This window comes from Paeniclostridium hominis (assembly GCF_014306135.1).
GTDB classification, from domain to species: Bacteria; Bacillota; Clostridia; order Peptostreptococcales; family Peptostreptococcaceae; genus Paraclostridium; species Paraclostridium hominis.
In genome coordinates, this window is record NZ_JACRWD010000003.1 from 1 (window position 1) to 15,299 (window position 15,299).

General features: G+C 28.2%; 14 protein-coding genes and 1 riboswitch. Of the genes, 3 read left to right on the forward strand and 11 right to left on the reverse strand.

Translation table 11 applies throughout. The annotated features are described in order from the left end of the window. The 4 genes from H8891_RS09765 to hcp form a co-directional block, all read right to left on the reverse strand. The coding region (locus H8891_RS09765; RefSeq protein ID WP_187006309.1) for a glutamate decarboxylase at positions 1 to 893 on the reverse strand (893 nt) is incomplete at its 3' end. Between the two features lie 63 nt (positions 894 to 956). Next, positions 957 to 2,387, reverse strand: coding sequence for a glutamate:gamma-aminobutyrate antiporter (gadC, locus tag H8891_RS09770; protein WP_187006310.1), 1,431 nt, complete (start codon positions 2,385 to 2,387; stop codon positions 957 to 959). 256 nt (positions 2,388 to 2,643) lie between these two features. Next, the gene (locus tag H8891_RS09775) at positions 2,644 to 2,835 is read right to left on the reverse strand and encodes a ferredoxin (RefSeq protein ID WP_147546630.1); all 192 of its coding nucleotides are present in this window, start codon (positions 2,833 to 2,835) and stop codon (positions 2,644 to 2,646) included. A 153-nt stretch (positions 2,836 to 2,988) separates the two neighbouring features. Then, a complete protein-coding gene (gene hcp / locus H8891_RS09780) occupies positions 2,989 to 4,647 on the reverse strand; it encodes a hydroxylamine reductase (RefSeq protein WP_187006311.1) in 1,659 nt (552 codons plus the stop codon). A gap of 211 nt (positions 4,648 to 4,858) precedes the next feature. On the opposite strand from hcp, the gene H8891_RS09785 reads away from it, so the two are divergent. Beyond that, positions 4,859 to 5,413: a hypothetical protein gene (locus H8891_RS09785; protein WP_187006312.1), complete on the forward strand. Its 555-nt coding sequence runs from the start codon at positions 4,859 to 4,861 to the stop codon at positions 5,411 to 5,413. A 117-nt stretch (positions 5,414 to 5,530) separates the two neighbouring features. Here H8891_RS09785 and H8891_RS09790 read toward each other — a convergent pair whose 3' ends face one another. From H8891_RS09790 to H8891_RS09815, 6 genes are all read right to left on the reverse strand, one after another. Then, entirely contained in the window at positions 5,531 to 5,716 is a 186-nt protein-coding gene (locus H8891_RS09790) for a DUF1858 domain-containing protein (protein WP_147546632.1), read from the reverse strand. Position 5,717: 1 nt separating this feature from the next. After that, positions 5,718 to 6,395, reverse strand: coding sequence for a nitrite/sulfite reductase domain-containing protein (locus H8891_RS09795; RefSeq protein WP_187006313.1), 678 nt, complete (start codon positions 6,393 to 6,395; stop codon positions 5,718 to 5,720). Between the two features lie 6 nt (positions 6,396 to 6,401). Then, the gene (locus H8891_RS09800; protein WP_187006314.1) at positions 6,402 to 7,046 is read right to left on the reverse strand and encodes a hypothetical protein; all 645 of its coding nucleotides are present in this window, start codon (positions 7,044 to 7,046) and stop codon (positions 6,402 to 6,404) included. 185 nt (positions 7,047 to 7,231) lie between these two features. After that, on the reverse strand, positions 7,232 to 8,992 hold the full coding sequence (dhaK, locus tag H8891_RS09805; RefSeq protein ID WP_187006315.1) for a dihydroxyacetone kinase subunit DhaK: 1,761 nt from the start codon (positions 8,990 to 8,992) through the stop codon (positions 7,232 to 7,234). A 1-nt stretch (position 8,993) separates the two neighbouring features. After that, entirely contained in the window at positions 8,994 to 10,130 is a 1,137-nt protein-coding gene (locus H8891_RS09810) for a glycerol dehydrogenase (RefSeq protein ID WP_147546640.1), read from the reverse strand. A 205-nt stretch (positions 10,131 to 10,335) separates the two neighbouring features. Continuing rightward, complete coding sequence (locus tag H8891_RS09815; RefSeq protein ID WP_187006316.1) at positions 10,336 to 11,370, reverse strand: PocR ligand-binding domain-containing protein; 1,035 nt, start codon at positions 11,368 to 11,370, stop codon at positions 10,336 to 10,338. A 205-nt stretch (positions 11,371 to 11,575) separates the two neighbouring features. Between H8891_RS09815 and H8891_RS09820 the strand changes: the two genes are divergently transcribed. Together H8891_RS09820 and H8891_RS09825 are read left to right on the forward strand one after the other, a co-directional pair. Further along, positions 11,576 to 12,064: a spore coat protein gene (locus tag H8891_RS09820; protein WP_187006317.1), complete on the forward strand. Its 489-nt coding sequence runs from the start codon at positions 11,576 to 11,578 to the stop codon at positions 12,062 to 12,064. 149 nt (positions 12,065 to 12,213) lie between these two features. Next, positions 12,214 to 12,383: riboswitch (Lysine riboswitch) on the forward strand. A gap of 145 nt (positions 12,384 to 12,528) precedes the next feature. After that, the gene (locus H8891_RS09825) at positions 12,529 to 14,001 is read left to right on the forward strand and encodes an amino acid permease (RefSeq protein WP_187006318.1); all 1,473 of its coding nucleotides are present in this window, start codon (positions 12,529 to 12,531) and stop codon (positions 13,999 to 14,001) included. Positions 14,002 to 14,234: 233 nt separating this feature from the next. On the opposite strand, the gene H8891_RS09830 is transcribed toward H8891_RS09825, so the two are convergent. Beyond that, the gene (locus H8891_RS09830; RefSeq protein WP_187006319.1) at positions 14,235 to 15,065 is read right to left on the reverse strand and encodes an aldo/keto reductase; all 831 of its coding nucleotides are present in this window, start codon (positions 15,063 to 15,065) and stop codon (positions 14,235 to 14,237) included. Between the last annotated feature and the right edge of the window lie 234 nt (positions 15,066 to 15,299).

Sequence of the window (15,299 nt, forward strand, 5' to 3'; positions counted from 1 at the left end):
TTTGGTAAGTACTCTTCGTCTTTCCATATTACCCATCCTATACCTGGGTAAACTAATCCGTATTTATGTCCTGATGTACTTATTGATACTACATTTTTTAATCTAAAATCCCATTCCATCTCTGGATTTATAAATGGTGTAAATAGCCCACCTGATGCAGCATCAACATGTATTGGTACTGTTATTTTAGCTGTTTTATTGTATTCTTCAAGTAATGCATCTAATGCTTTTATATCATCAAATTTTCCTGTATATGTTATACCTTGTAATGCTACAACACCTATTGTGTAATCATCTACATAATCTAAAACTTTGTCTATATTCAAGCTCATATGTTCTTCGTCCATTGGAACTAAACGCATTTCTATATCCCAGTATACACAGAATTTTTCCCAACAAACTTGAAATCCTGAAGATACTACTAAGTTTGGTTTTCTACTTGTAACGTCCATTCCTAATTTTTTTGCTCTATTTCTCCATCTGAATTTCATAGCCATACCACCAAGCATACATGCTTCTGATGATCCTACTGTTGATGTTCCTATATAATTTAAATCTTTTGGTGCATGCCATAAATCAGCTATCATATTAACACATCTATTTTCCATTTCTGTTGTTTGTGGATATTCTGATTTATCTATTGCATTTTTTTCTAATGTTTCTGCCATAAGCTTAGTTGCTTCATCTTCCATATATGTTTGACAGAATGTACATAAGTTAAGTCTTGCATTTCCTTCGTTCATTAATTCATCTTTTATTAATCTGTAAGCTACATTTGGTGCAATAGAATCTTTCCCTAATACATCTTTAGGTACACTAGAGCCAGATTCTGTTGTCCCAAATATTGGCGTATTGTATTTATCTCCTAGTCTATCTTGTTTTCCGAATAACATTTTTAAAGCCTCCTATTATATTTGAATATATTAATTTTTTAAAATTAGATAATAAATTAAAAATTATTTAGTTGCTTTTACATCTCTTTTTTTAGATGTAATAGCATATATTACAAATGGTATTAATACTGTTATAATAAAACTTATAATTAATATAGTTAAATATTCATGTGCACTTTTGCTATTTAATTCACTTGGAGGAACAAAAGAAATAGCTAATGCAAATATTGAAGTTAAGAAACCACATGCTGCTACTATTAATTTAAATGTTTTTCCTCCTGGTACGTGATAAGCACGTTTTAAATTACCTTTTTTAAGTACTAATATAAAATATCCTATGAAGAATAATAAGTATCCAACTAAGTATATAACAACTGTTAATGATATAGCTGTAAGGAATGATACGTTATTTCCTCCACCACCGAAAGTAAGTACTGCTGCCCATATTGTAACTATTATACCTTGTACGAAAACTAAGTTAATAGGAACATTATGTTCATTTGTTTTTGTTAGAGATTTAGGTAAAATACCTTTTTGAGCTGCTGCATACATACCTCTTGAAGGTCCTACAACCCATGCACTAACTTCACCCATTACTCCTAGTGCTAATAATATAGCAATTAATTTTACAAGCCATGTACCATTAGGTGCAAAATGTAAAACTAAAGCTTTAAATGTTTCAACAACTCCTGCACTTAAACTTAATTTACTTTGTGGAACTACAGCTGCAACAGTTAAACCACCTATAGTATTTAAAATTATTGCTAACACAACTAATATAATCATAGCTAATGGATAGTTCTTGTGAGCATCCTGTAACTCATTTACATGTGAAGCTGATGCTTCAACACCCATATAAGCAAGTATAAATGAAACAAAAACAACTAATGTATCTACTTTTGAAAAATCAGGTACAAAGTATTTTGCTCCTATTTTTACGTCTACAGGATTTCCTTGTACTATATAAGCTATTGATAATGCAAATAAAATTATTGCTGGTATTAATATCCCAAATATAAATCCAGCTTTTGCTATTTTAGCTGTATTTTTAGTACCACCTAATTGTGAAAATGTTAATGCCCAAAATATTACTAATACTCCAATAAATTTTATAAAAGGAACATTGTTTAATGAATTCCAATTAAATATGTATGAAACACAACCTAGTATAAAATAAATCATTGTAACAAATCCAACTGTTATTTGAAACCATTGGAAGAATATCGCTGCAAAACCAAATTTTTCTCCTAATGTGTTTCCAACCCATGCAAATATACCTCCTTCTTGCCAGCCTTCAACTGTAGCCATTTCTGCGGCACATAAAGCAACTGGTAAGAACCATAATATACCCCCAAGTAAAAGGAAGAATACTAAATGGAATCCTGAAGTTGCGAATGTAGGGTATTCGTAAACTGTCATAACCATTGATGCGGTCATTGCAAAGAACGCAAATAAAGTAAGCGAATTCTTTTTAGCCGCTTGTACCTCTTTCATCTTAATCATCTCCTGTATATTTAATTTTATAATATTAATTATGCTACCCCTAGAATAATTGATATTACTTATGTTTATGTTATCTAGATACCCAGTATTATTAGGTTAAAACTTATAGAAAAAATGTTGTAAAAGTCTAAAAATTCTCTTTAGACAGATAATATAATTATGTATTTTTATAAATTTAATAGCTTAATCTTATAAATAAAAAAGAACTAATCTTAATTTTAAGATTAGTTCTTTTTTATTTATAAGATTATTCATGTATGCTTATAGCATCTACTGGACAAGCATCTCTTCCTTCTTGAGCTTCTTCAAGCTTATCTTCAGGTATATCTCCTTCTATTGCAACTGATTTACCATCATCATCCATACTATATATTTCTGGTGATATACTAGCACAAGCTTCACACCCTATACAAGTTTCTTTATCCACAAAAGCTTTCATAACTACCTCCTGATTGTTTTAAAATATTATTGTAACAAGAAAAGAACTAAACTATCTATCTTTCAATTTATGTTCTACTCTTGTATTAAACTATAAAAAATTATCTGGATTTAAAATAAATTTTTATCCAGTTTTAAATACCATATCTATACTTTAATTTATAGGAACCTCTAAGCATGATGCTAAATCTTTTTCAGGTGTGCTTATAGGCTTTATATTAAATCTATCAATTAAATATTGAAGTACATTTGGACTTAAAAAAGCAGGTAATGAAGGTCCAAGATATATTCCTTTTATATCTAGTGATAATAAAGCTAATAAATCAGCTACTGCTTTTTGTTCGTACCAAGATAATATTATAGAAAGTGGTAAGCTATTTACATCAGTGTCAAATGCATCTGCTAAGGCCAATGCTATCCTTACTGCTGAATATGCATCATTACATTGACCAACATCAAGTAACCTTGGAAGTCCTGCAACCTCACCAAATTCTAATTTATTAAATCTATATTTACCACATGCTAATGTAAGTATTATACAATCCTCAGGTACTTTCTTTGCAAACTCAGTATAATAATTTCTTCCTGGTCTTGCTCCATCACATCCACCTATTAAGAAGAAATGTCTTAGCTTTCCTGACTTAATTGCATCTATTATAGCAGGTGCATTACTTAAAGTTGCATTATGTCCAAATCCAACTAGTATTTCATGTGGTTCTTGATCTTCTTTAAATCCACCAAGCTCTAATGCTTTATTGATTATTTCACTAAAGTCTTTTTGACCATCTTCAGTTTTTCCTATATATTTGACTCCATCCCATCCAACTACACTAGTTGTAAATATTCTATCTTTATATGAATCTCTAGGTTTCATTAAACAATTAGTTGTCATTAATATACACCCAGGTATGTTGTCAAATTCTTTTTGCTGATCTTGCCATGCTCCTCCAAAGTTTCCTACTAAATGAGGATATTTATTCAGCTCTGGATATCCATGACAAGGTATCATCTCACCATGAGTGTATATATTTATACCTTTTCCTTCAGTTTGTTTAAGTAACATTTCTAAATCTTTTAAGTCATGTCCTGATACTACTATAAATGGGCCTTTTTTTACATTGACATTTACTTTATGAGGAGAAGGGTTATTATATGTAGTTGTGTTTGCTTCATCTAATTTTTGCATAACAGCAACACTCATATCTCCTGTTCTCATAGTCCATGTTATTAAATCTTCAACTGTTAATTTATCATCTGTAGTAGCTGCTAATGCTCTAAAGTAAAATTCATCTACTTGATCATTATAATATCCTAATTCTCTAGCTTGATGTCCATATGCTGAGATTCCTTTAAGACCATATATTATTGTTTGTCTTAATGAACGTATATCCGCATCTAGTTCTTGATCATACATTATTCCAGCCTTTTTAGCATCTTCTAACATTTGATTTCTAGTATTACTTAAATTATATGTAGCTTGATCACAGCAAACTTTATTTGCCTTTACTTTACTTCTTAAATTTTGTTTTATTTCTTGAGATTTTCTAAGCATATTCTCATGAACATCACCATCGAAGTTAACATTAGTTAAAGTTGTAAACAGACTATTTTCAACAAAGCTAACTATATCTTTGTCTATTTTCTCGCCTTTTTCTATAAGTTCTTTTGCATAACAACTAATTCCTTTTACTTGATATATTAGTAAGTCCTGAAGTGCAGCTATCTCTGGACTTTTTCCACAAACACCTATTTTAGTACAACCTTTACCTCCTAATGTTTGTTCACATTGATAACAAAACATTGGATAATCCATTATTTCATCCTCCCTGTATTAATTTGTTATTATTATTTCCAAAATTAATATAAATTATTTCTGAATATGGATTTAATTATAAATTTTCATATTTCATCTCTTTAATTATATTGTGCCCGTTATAAAACACTTTATTCGTAACTTAGGTTACTTACAAATAATGTTATTATTTCTATTATTATAAGTATAGAATTAAAAAGGAGTGGTAAGAATGCAAAATAATAACAATCAATTAACAAAAAGTGTAGAATTAGAAGAACAATTATGTAACTTTACAATTGAATATACTATTATTCAATTAAAAAAACTTATAACAAAAGCTTCAGAAGAAGAAAGAAATTTTGATGAAAATCTAATAAAAGATTTAAAAGAGATAACTTTCTCATATAATTATATTGATGAAGTTGAAGAACTTGAATTAGACTTCCCTCTTCACAATAAAAAACAAGATTTAACAGAATTTCTAAATAAAATAAAAGATTCTAAAAATCTAACTCAAAAAGAACGTTACTTAGCCCAAGTATATGATGCTTATTCTAATTATTGTGATAAATGTGGAAGTAGATATGATTATCTAAATCATGAGGAATTAAGAAAATATTTATTAACTAAAATTTTATCTTTTGATAATATTGATAATTCATCTGTGATATCTAATGAAATAAGTTCAGTAGTAAATGTATGGATTTCAACTTTAAATAATTTTAATCCTAATAATAAAAATAATCTTTCTGATGAATTTCAAAAAGAATTGGCTAATTTATAATATTTAAAATATGTATATTTTCTTATTTATAACTAATCTATAATTATAGATAATAAAATTTACATATTAAAAAATGCCTTAACTAACTTTAAAGTTAGTTAAGGCATTTTCTATTTTTTAATTTTCATTTAATTTTTTTAAAACTTCTTCTAAATCTAATCCATGTATTTCACAAGCTTGCTCTAATTTTTCCATTTGTGCTGATGGGCATCCTATACATCCCATTCCATAGCTCATAAGTATTTGAGCTGCATCAGGTCTCATTTTTATTATATCTGCTATTATTGTATCTTTAGTTATCATATTATAAACACTCCTTTAAATTTGATATTTTAAGTACATCTTCTCTAAATTTCTCTATTTTAATTCTGTCTACAAAGTCTCCAAGTTTTTCACCCATTTGTCCATATTCATTATAATAATCTAGTATTACTTTTACTAAGTTATAAGCTTCTTCTTCACTTAAACCCTTAGTTACTATATCTGAACTTCTCGGGTAAAATCCAGCACTACCTCCTACTGTTACAAAAAACTTTCCATCTATATCTACTATTACTCCAATATCTTTAGAATATACACTAGTACATGCATTTCTACATCCTGCTACACCGATTTTGGTTCTATTTGGCAATATCATACCATGAAAATTCTTGCTTATTTTCATTCCTATTCCTATAGTAGGATATTTTGAACGTTTACAAAAGTTAGCTGGACAAATCTCTACATTTTTAACTGAATTTTGGTTTTTAACAGCAGGCTCCATCCCTAACTCATCCCATATACTCTCTAAATCTTCTTGTTTTAAATTAGTTATAAGTATTCTTTGACCTGATGTTAATTTAATTACCCCTTTATATTTCTTAGCCACTTCAGCTATCTTTATAAGAGTTTCTGGAAGTACAAACCCACCTGGTATATGAGGAGTTATAGCATAAGTTCTTTTACCATCTTTAATTTTTTGTAGATTTCCATAATTACTCATATAACTTTATCCCTTTCTTATTGTATTAATAGTTATTTTACCATTTATTTGCTTTTCGTATATATATTTTATTTCTAAGTTTTCTATGAACGTATTTACCCATAAATCTCTAAGTTGGCTCATATAATCTAAATTTGCTTTTCCTAATTCATAATTAGCTTTGTGTATACATCCTTCTTGTTCATAAACTATATAGCTTTCATTTCTTTCAGTAACAGAATTTGCTCTATCACAAGGCATACCTGATAATATATAATTATTTAAAGATATATAGACATCTTCTGGTGAATCAATTTTATTATTTTCATATTCTGCACATCTTTTTGCTTGATTAACATATGCACTTTGTGTTATTTCTTCACTTTCATCTTTAAAGATCTCATAATACTTAGTTATTATATATGAACTTCTACTTTCTACCTCTTTTATTTTTTGCTGTAGCCATCCATGTATATTATTAGTATCTATTAAATCTTCTAAAGGTTTTTTAGGTATATAGTTTCCATATAACCTAATAGATTCTTCTTTTACCTCTTTAGCTTCATCTTTATATTTATCTATGTGTAATTTTATTATATCTTTTTCTAAATCTTGTGCTAACATAATTTTATTAAAAAGCCATGTGTGTATTGGTGCTAAAAATTTACTCATTTGATTTTCTTCCTTTCATCTTTTTAATAACCTTATTATAACCTTTAACTAAAGTTAAGTATGTAACATACGTTATAGATTTTAAATTTTTTAAATATTAAGTGTAATTTATATATATAAAAAAGAGTTACTCAACTTTTTTTATTTATTGAGTAACTCTTTCTAATTTGAAATTTATGAGATATCTATTTTAAGTTATTTGCTATTTCTGTAAATATAACACCTAATCCATATGCTCCTGCATCTGGATATCCTAAACTTCTATCGCCTACAGTTCCTGCACGCCCCATACGTGCTACTATGTTCTCAGTTGCTTTTGCACCTCCAACAGCTTTTTTAGCTCCCTTTTCAAAAGCTACCTTGAAACTATCATTTTCATTTGCACTTAATTTCCATGAATCTGCACATGGAACTAATGCATCTATTAAAGTCTTATCTCCAACTACAGCTCCACGACTAAAAGATCTCTCTCCTGTAGATTGAATTCCATTAACTGCTGATTGCATCATATTTGCAAAATCTGAAACTGTAAGTTCCATTTTTTCTCCTGTGGATTTCCCTGCTGCTCTAAATGCAGATCCCCATATTGGGCCTGATGCTCCACCACAGTGTTCCATGATTACCATAGAGCATTCATTTAAAAATTCACCTATATTTAAATTTTTATGTGAAATTATATTTTTCCACTCTCTTTTTAATTGTTTAAATCCTTTTGCTACACTCATACCAAAGTCCCCATCTCCTGCATGAGAATCTAACTCACAAAATGGAACTTCATTTTTTATAATAACTTCACTCATTTTATCTACAATATACATCATATTTTGTAAAGTTAATTTATTATCTTCAATTTTTGAAAAACTTTCATTAGTTTCGACTTCAAAAGATACTTCTTTAGAGTTTTTATCACATTCATCTATATCTACATATTCTACAGTATCAACAGGTCCTGAAACTTTAAAAGCTGGTGCTTCACTTATTTCAGATAATAAATCTTTTAATTGTTCATCTACTTTCATTATAGATACAGATGCTCCAGCCATATCTATACTAGTCATATAGTTTCCAACAAAAGTTCTATATATCTTAACATTTCTTTTATTTAACTCACGAGAAACTGAATTGTTTAGTAAATATAATTCTTGTAGTGGAGTTGCTCCAAATCCATTAATCATTAAAGCAACTTCTTCTTGTTTTTTACCATCTATATTCATATCTTTTAATAAAGCATTTACCATTTTAATTGCTAATTCATCTGCTGAAGCTATTTTTTCTCTTCTTATTCCTGGTTCTCCATGTATTCCAACTCCAAATTCTATCTCATCTTCACCTAATTCAAAAGTTGGAGTACCTTTTGCGGGAACAGTGCATGATGTAAGTGCAAATCCTATACTTCTAACACTATTTGCTGCTTTTTCAGCAATAGTTTTAACTTCTTCTAAAGACATTCCTCTTTGTGCAGCTGCCCCAGCTATTTTATGTACTAATACAGTTCCTGCAACACCACGTCTTCCTACAGTATATAAACTATCTTCAACAGCTATATCATCATCTACTTTTACATAATCAACCTTAATACCATCTTCACTTGCTAAATAAGCAGCATTTTTAAAGTTCATCATATCTCCACTATAATTTTTTATAATTAATAATGTTCCCTTATCACTTGCTGTAGCTTTTATAGCTTGATAAATTTGTATTTGAGATGGTGAAGCAAATACATCTCCACAAACAGCAGCATCTAGCATCCCTTTTCCTACAAATCCTGCATGTGCGGGTTCATGTCCACTTCCTCCACCACTTATTAAACTAACTTTATTTTTATTTATATCTTTTTTCTTTATTACTTTATATTTTTTTATAAATTCAAGTTCTGGATGTGCCATAGCTATTCCATTACACATCTCCATAACTATATTTTCTGGTTTATTTATTATCTTTTTCATATTACATACCTCTGTTGTTTTTATATGTTTTTCCTATTTTGTCAGCTGTAATAATAGCTGCAGCTACAGATTCTATATCTATTGGAAATGGCATAGCATATATTGATTCCTCTGGAATACAAGCTTTTTCTGCAACAGCAATAGCTTCTTCTTCGGTAATACTATCTACTCCTATATCTTCCAAACATACAGGTAATCCTATTTCTAAGCAGAAATCTAATACTTGATTTATTTCTTCTGTTGGAGCATTTTCTAACACTAATTGTGCTATTGTACCAAATGCAACCTTTTCCCCATGGAAATACTTATGTGTTCCTTCTAACATAGTTAATCCGTCATGAATTGCATGAGCTGCTGCTAATCCTCCACTTTCAAATCCAAGTCCTGATAAAAGTATGTTTGTTTCTATAATATTTTCTAGCGCTTGAGTTACTAAATTACATTCACATGACTGCTTTGCTTTTACTCCATCTTTTAATAAAGTTTCATAGCATAATTTAGCAAGTGCTAATGCTGCATTAGTTCCAATAGCTGTTTCACATTTACCTTCTCTAACACCACAAGGTAATCCTGCATTTACTTTTGTAAATGAGCTTGATGTAGCCCTTGCTTCAAAATATGTTGATAATGCATCTCCCATTCCTGAAACTAAGAAACGAGTAGGAGCTTTTGCTATAACTGTAGTATCAACAAGTACTACACTAGGACTTTGTTTGAAATATGCATAATCATCAAATTCTCCTTCTGGTGTGTATAATACTGCTGAATGACTTGTTGGAGCATCTGTGGCAGCTATAGTTGGAACTATAATTAAATTTTCACCTTGTGCAACACACTTAGCAGTATCTATTGCTTTACCACCACCAAGACCTATTGTACAAGCACATTTATTGTTCTTAGCTATTTCTTGTAATCTAGCTACTTCTTGTCTTGAACATTCTCCTTTGAAGTTACTTTCTACAAAATTTATATTAAATTTTTTTGCAGTTGCATCTAATTTATTTTTAACACGTTGTATATCATCTTTATGAGCAATTAATAAAGCTGAGTCCCCAAATACTTTTACAAAATAACCTAAATTTAATAATTCATCTTGTCCCTGTACATATTTTGTAGGGCATATAAATGCTTTTCTCATCTTAATCTCTCCTTCACATTTTATTAAATGTTATTATTTTTTAAGTTATTTTCATTGTAATATCGTTTTCACAAAATTACATTGGACTCATATGTTAAAAAGTTACGATTTAAAACCGTAATTTTTTGACCTAAATTTGTATAATTGTATTTTTGATACTTTTCGTAATTTTTTTAACGATATAATAGTGTTAAACTAATTATATTTATTTTCTAAATTGTTTTCTATAAGAAAATGGTGTAACTCCCTCATACTTTTTAAATATTTTTATAAAATATCCAGCTTCACTAAAACCAAGTTCCTCACTTATTTCATTAATAGGCATATCGGTTTCTTCTAAAATACTTTTCGCCCATTTAATTTTTAACTTTGATATATAACTTGAGAAATTTTCTCCTATCTCTTTTGAAAATAACCGGCTAAAATAACTAGGACTTACGTGGCATAAGTTTGCCATCTTTTCCATAGATATATTTTCACTTTTATTTTTATAAATATATTCTATTGCTGGCCTTAAAGTTTTGCTTACAGAGATTTTATCAAAATCGTTATCTTGATTTTCTGTAATATAGCTATTTATAATAGCATTAGATATCTCTTTTTGTACATTTTTGATATTTTTTATACTATATCCTTTAAACATTTTAGAATTTATTTCCGATTCATTTTTTATGGATTTTTCATACATTTCCAAAATTAAGTTTTTGTCTAGCGCTTCTTCAACTATGTAATTAGATAAGTAAAATAACATATTAGAAATATTTTTTACTTCACTATAAGATAAAACTGGCAATTCTTCATAATATTCTTTTAATACTTCTGTATTATATTCATCTAATGACTTATGTGATATATTTAATATTTGTTCTAAATCATCGCAAGAGTTAGAATCTGACAATTTTACTTGACCTGCCATAATAGCTCCAATATATTTACCATCTATTATAATAGGAATTGCAACATCAACTATATTGTAATGACATAAATATATATACGGTTTGTTTAATCGTACTGCTTCTAATCCTCCTCTTGAATCACACTTTTGACAATGTTTTGCTAGATTTGAGTTAGCTCTTACCCTTTCACAAAATTTATGACAGCCACTGTGCTTCGTAACTGGATTTCCTTTATAATCTACAATAACAATTGCCATTTTAGTAACTATAGAAAGATAATCTTGAAGATTATTCCACTTTTTAGAATCTATTATTTTATTTAAACTTAAGCTTTCATTTCTCACTTTTTATACTCCTTTAAAAGTAATTTTTCTAACTTAATATATAATAATTTTAACACATATAATTTTTATAAGATAAAAATTATATACTAATTATCTTAATTGTATATAAAATGTATATTAAGTTTCTATTTTTATTTGTATATTTACTATATGTTTTTGAATAATATCTCATTTATGATACAAAATAACGTTGGAGGTGTATTTTATGTTAAATTTAACTACTAAAGAAAGAATGTTATTAGAAGATGAAAAAAGTCATGAAGAATTATGTGTTCAAAAATATAAGGATTATGCTCAAAAAGCTTCTTGTTCTGAGCTAAAAAATTTATTTAATCAACTTGCTCAAAAAGAACAACAACACTTGGATTCTATAAATCAATTGTTAAGTGGTACTGTACCTAACGTAAATCAAGGTCAAAGCCAAGGAAATCAAAATTCAAATAGTCAAACTAATTCAGCTATGCCTAACCTTAATTCACAAGCGTCTCAAGGTATGCCATTTAATCAACATGATAAAATGCTGTGTCAAGACACACTTAGTACAGAAAAATATATATCATCTACATATGATACAGCTATATTTGAATTTAAAGATAAAAATGTAAGACAAGTTTTAAACCATATTCAAAAAGAAGAACAAGAACATGGTGAAAAAATTTATAATTATATGAGTCAACACAATATGTACAACTAGTTTTTTAATAATTATTACTCCTAAAAAATCATGACTATTTGATTTAATATAGTTGATATTAAATATCTGAAAATAATTAACTTTATAACTATAATTTTTAATATTGACTTATTTTAAATTTTATTTATAATTGAATACAACAAGTAGATAACTGAGATAGAGGCGCGAAACTTAAGATTAGTATTATGGAGGTAAGCTCGATGAAGTAATATGAAAGGAAATTTCGCCGAAGTAAATAGTTAATAGCTTTAATACTATTTACTGGGCTTATATAGAATATATATAAGACTGTCACATTTTGTGGAGAGCTATTTTCAATGAAAACATACGATAACCTCGTACTTTTTGTATGATCTTTTTGTATTTATGTCATGGGTATAGTCTCATGACTTTTTTATTGGTAAAAATATTTTTATTATCTTAGTTACTTATTTATAATTGACACCATAAGGAGGATAATTTAAATGAGTGAACAAAATCACGAATTAAAAAGAGGATTAAAGGCAAGACACTTAAACATGATAGCTTTAGGTGGTTCTATAGGAACAGGTATATTTCTTGCAATGGGAGATACGCTTCATCAAGCAGGACCTGGAGGAGCATTATTAGCTTATGGTCTAATAGGAGTAATGGTTTATTTTTTAATAACTAGCTTAGGTGAAATGGCAACTTATATGCCTATATCTGGTTCATTTAGTTCTTATGCAACTAAGTTTATAGATCCAGCACTTGGCTTTGCACTTGGATGGAACTATTGGTACAACTGGGCTATAACAATAGCTGCTGAAATGGTTGCAGGTTCTTTAGTTATGAAATACTGGTTCCCTCATGTTCCAGGATTTTATTGGAGTATATTATTTTTATTTATAATTGTTGGATTAAACTTTTTATCATCAAAAGCTTATGGAGAATCTGAATATTGGTTTGCTGGAATAAAAGTACTTACTGTAATTATATTTTTAGTAATAGGAGTACTAATGATTCTTGGAATAATGGGTTCAGATGAAATAGGCTTTCATAATTATTTTATAGCTGATGGACCATTTCATGGTGGAGCTAAATCTATATTTGCAATATTTTTAGTTGCTGGTTTTTCATTCCAAGGTACAGAACTTATAGGAGTTGCTGCTGGTGAAAGTGAGAATCCTGAAAAAACTATACCAAAGGCTATAAAATCAATATTTTGGAGAATATTAATATTTTATTTAGGAACTATAGTAGTTTTAGGTGCTATAATACCTTTTACACAAGCAGGAGTTTCAGAAAGTCCATTTACTATGGTTTTTGAAAAAGCTGGAATAGCTGGTGCTGCTTCTCTTATGAATGCAGTTATATTAACTTCTGTATTATCTGCTGGTAACTCTGGTATGTATGCATCAAGTAGAATGCTTCACTCTATGGCAAAAGAAGGACTTGCTCCTAAGATGTTTGCAAAAACTAATAAAAGGGGCGTTCCTGTAAATGCTTTAGTTTTAACTACTATAATAGCTTCTGCATGTTTCTTAACAGGTATATTTGCAGAAAGTACTGTTTATGTTTGGCTAGTTGCTGCATCTGGTCTTGCAGGATTTATTGCATGGGTTGGTATAGCAGTTTGTCATTATAGATTTAGAAAAGCGTATATTCATCAAGGTCATGATTTAAAAGAATTAAAATATAAAGCTAAATGGTATCCTTTTGGACCTATCCTAGCACTTTTAATGTGTCTTATAATAATAATTGGTCAAGGTTATTCCTGTATAAAGCCATCAGGTATCGATTGGAAAGGTTTAGTAGCTTCTTATATAGGTATTCCTTTATTCTTCGCTTTATATATATATTATAAGATTAAACATAAAACTAAAGTTATTCCTTTAGATAAAGTAGATTTAACTTATGTTGAATCTAGAGAAAAAGCTTCTGAAATCATAGAAAAAGACATTCAAGAATTAAACTAAATATATAAAAAATAAAAAGATATTTTCATTAAATATATGAAAATATCTTTTTTGTATTTTTAATTTATTTTAAATTTCATATTTTATTTATTACACAATAAATTGTTATCACTCCAACTTATCATTTAATATTATTCCTTTTTTTATTAATATATCTAATTAATGTATTAATATTTTTTACTATGTAATTTAATTTTTTGTAACTATTCAAATCTTATTTATAAAATAAATTATTATTTAAAATCCAAATAAGTTGTATTTTCTGGTACACCTGATACATGTTCGTCTTTATTTAATTTATTTATTAAATTCATATCTTCATCTGAAATTTCAAAATCAAATATATCTAGATTTGATTTAATTCTTTCTATATTTGACGACTTTGGTATTGGAATTATTCCATTTTGCAAATGCCATCTTAAAGTTATTTGAGGTATACTTTTATTATATTTATCAGATAATTTTATCATAATTGGATCTGAAAATATCCTCCCTCTCATTATTGGTCCCCAAGCAACAACCTGTATATTATTATCCTTACAATAAGAAATTATATTCTTTTGTGTACAATATGGATGTACTTCAATTTGGTTAACCATAGGCATTATATTTGCAGTCTTCTTTAGTTCTTCTATATGTCCCTCTTTGAAATTACAAACACCAATTGCTTTCACCTTTCCCATTTTATATAAATCCTCAAAAGCTCTCCAAGTTTCACTATTTAACTTGTTTGGCCAATGTACTAAATATAAATCCAGATAATCTACTCCAAGTTTTTTTATTGAATCATTAAATGATTTCATAGTATTTTCATAACCATGATTATCATTCCATAATTTTGTAACTAAAAATATATCTTCTCTATTTATCTTACTTTCTTTTATCCCTAAGCCTACAGCTTCCTCATTTTTATAAAAAGCTGCTGTATCAATTTGCCTATATCCCATTTTAATAGCATTTTTAACTGAATTTATCGTATCATCATAATCCCCTAATTTGTATGTTCCAAATCCAATTGATGGAATTTTTACTCCATTTGATAATGTTTTATACATATCGTTCATACTTAATTCTCTCCCCTTGAATTTTTAATATCTATAATTTTACACAAATAATTTTAGCATTTTATATTTTAAAATGTAACTTCTATCTTTAGTATATATTTTTTATTTTTGGAAATATATACCCTAAAATTATTTTAGGAGTTAGTAAGTATTTAAAGAAATTATGATAGTCACAATAGATGTAATAGTTGTTAAACTTATTTTAGATGTTATTAGATACTTCTTCAATAAAAT

Bases quoted from the DNA above. Each gene is read 5' to 3' on its own strand.
- H8891_RS09795 (WP_187006313.1), bottom strand. From the start codon at position 6,395: ATGAGTAATTATGGAAATCTACAAAAAATTAAAGATGGTAAAAGAACT.
- H8891_RS09830 (WP_187006319.1), bottom strand. From the start codon at position 15,065: ATGAACGATATGTATAAAACATTATCAAATGGAGTAAAAATTCCATCA.
- gadC (WP_187006310.1), bottom strand. From the start codon at position 2,387: ATGAAAGAGGTACAAGCGGCTAAAAAGAATTCGCTTACTTTATTTGCG.
- hcp (WP_187006311.1), bottom strand. From the start codon at position 4,647: ATGGATTATCCAATGTTTTGTTATCAATGTGAACAAACATTAGGAGGT.
- H8891_RS09820 (WP_187006317.1), top strand. From the start codon at position 11,576: ATGTTAAATTTAACTACTAAAGAAAGAATGTTATTAGAAGATGAAAAA.
- H8891_RS09775 (WP_147546630.1), bottom strand. From the start codon at position 2,835: ATGAAAGCTTTTGTGGATAAAGAAACTTGTATAGGGTGTGAAGCTTGT.
- H8891_RS09825 (WP_187006318.1), top strand. From the start codon at position 12,529: ATGAGTGAACAAAATCACGAATTAAAAAGAGGATTAAAGGCAAGACAC.
- dhaK (WP_187006315.1), bottom strand. From the start codon at position 8,992: ATGAAAAAGATAATAAATAAACCAGAAAATATAGTTATGGAGATGTGT.
- H8891_RS09785 (WP_187006312.1), top strand. From the start codon at position 4,859: ATGCAAAATAATAACAATCAATTAACAAAAAGTGTAGAATTAGAAGAA.
- H8891_RS09810 (WP_147546640.1), bottom strand. From the start codon at position 10,130: ATGAGAAAAGCATTTATATGCCCTACAAAATATGTACAGGGACAAGAT.
- H8891_RS09800 (WP_187006314.1), bottom strand. From the start codon at position 7,046: ATGAGTAAATTTTTAGCACCAATACACACATGGCTTTTTAATAAAATT.
- H8891_RS09790 (WP_147546632.1), bottom strand. From the start codon at position 5,716: ATGATAACTAAAGATACAATAATAGCAGATATAATAAAAATGAGACCT.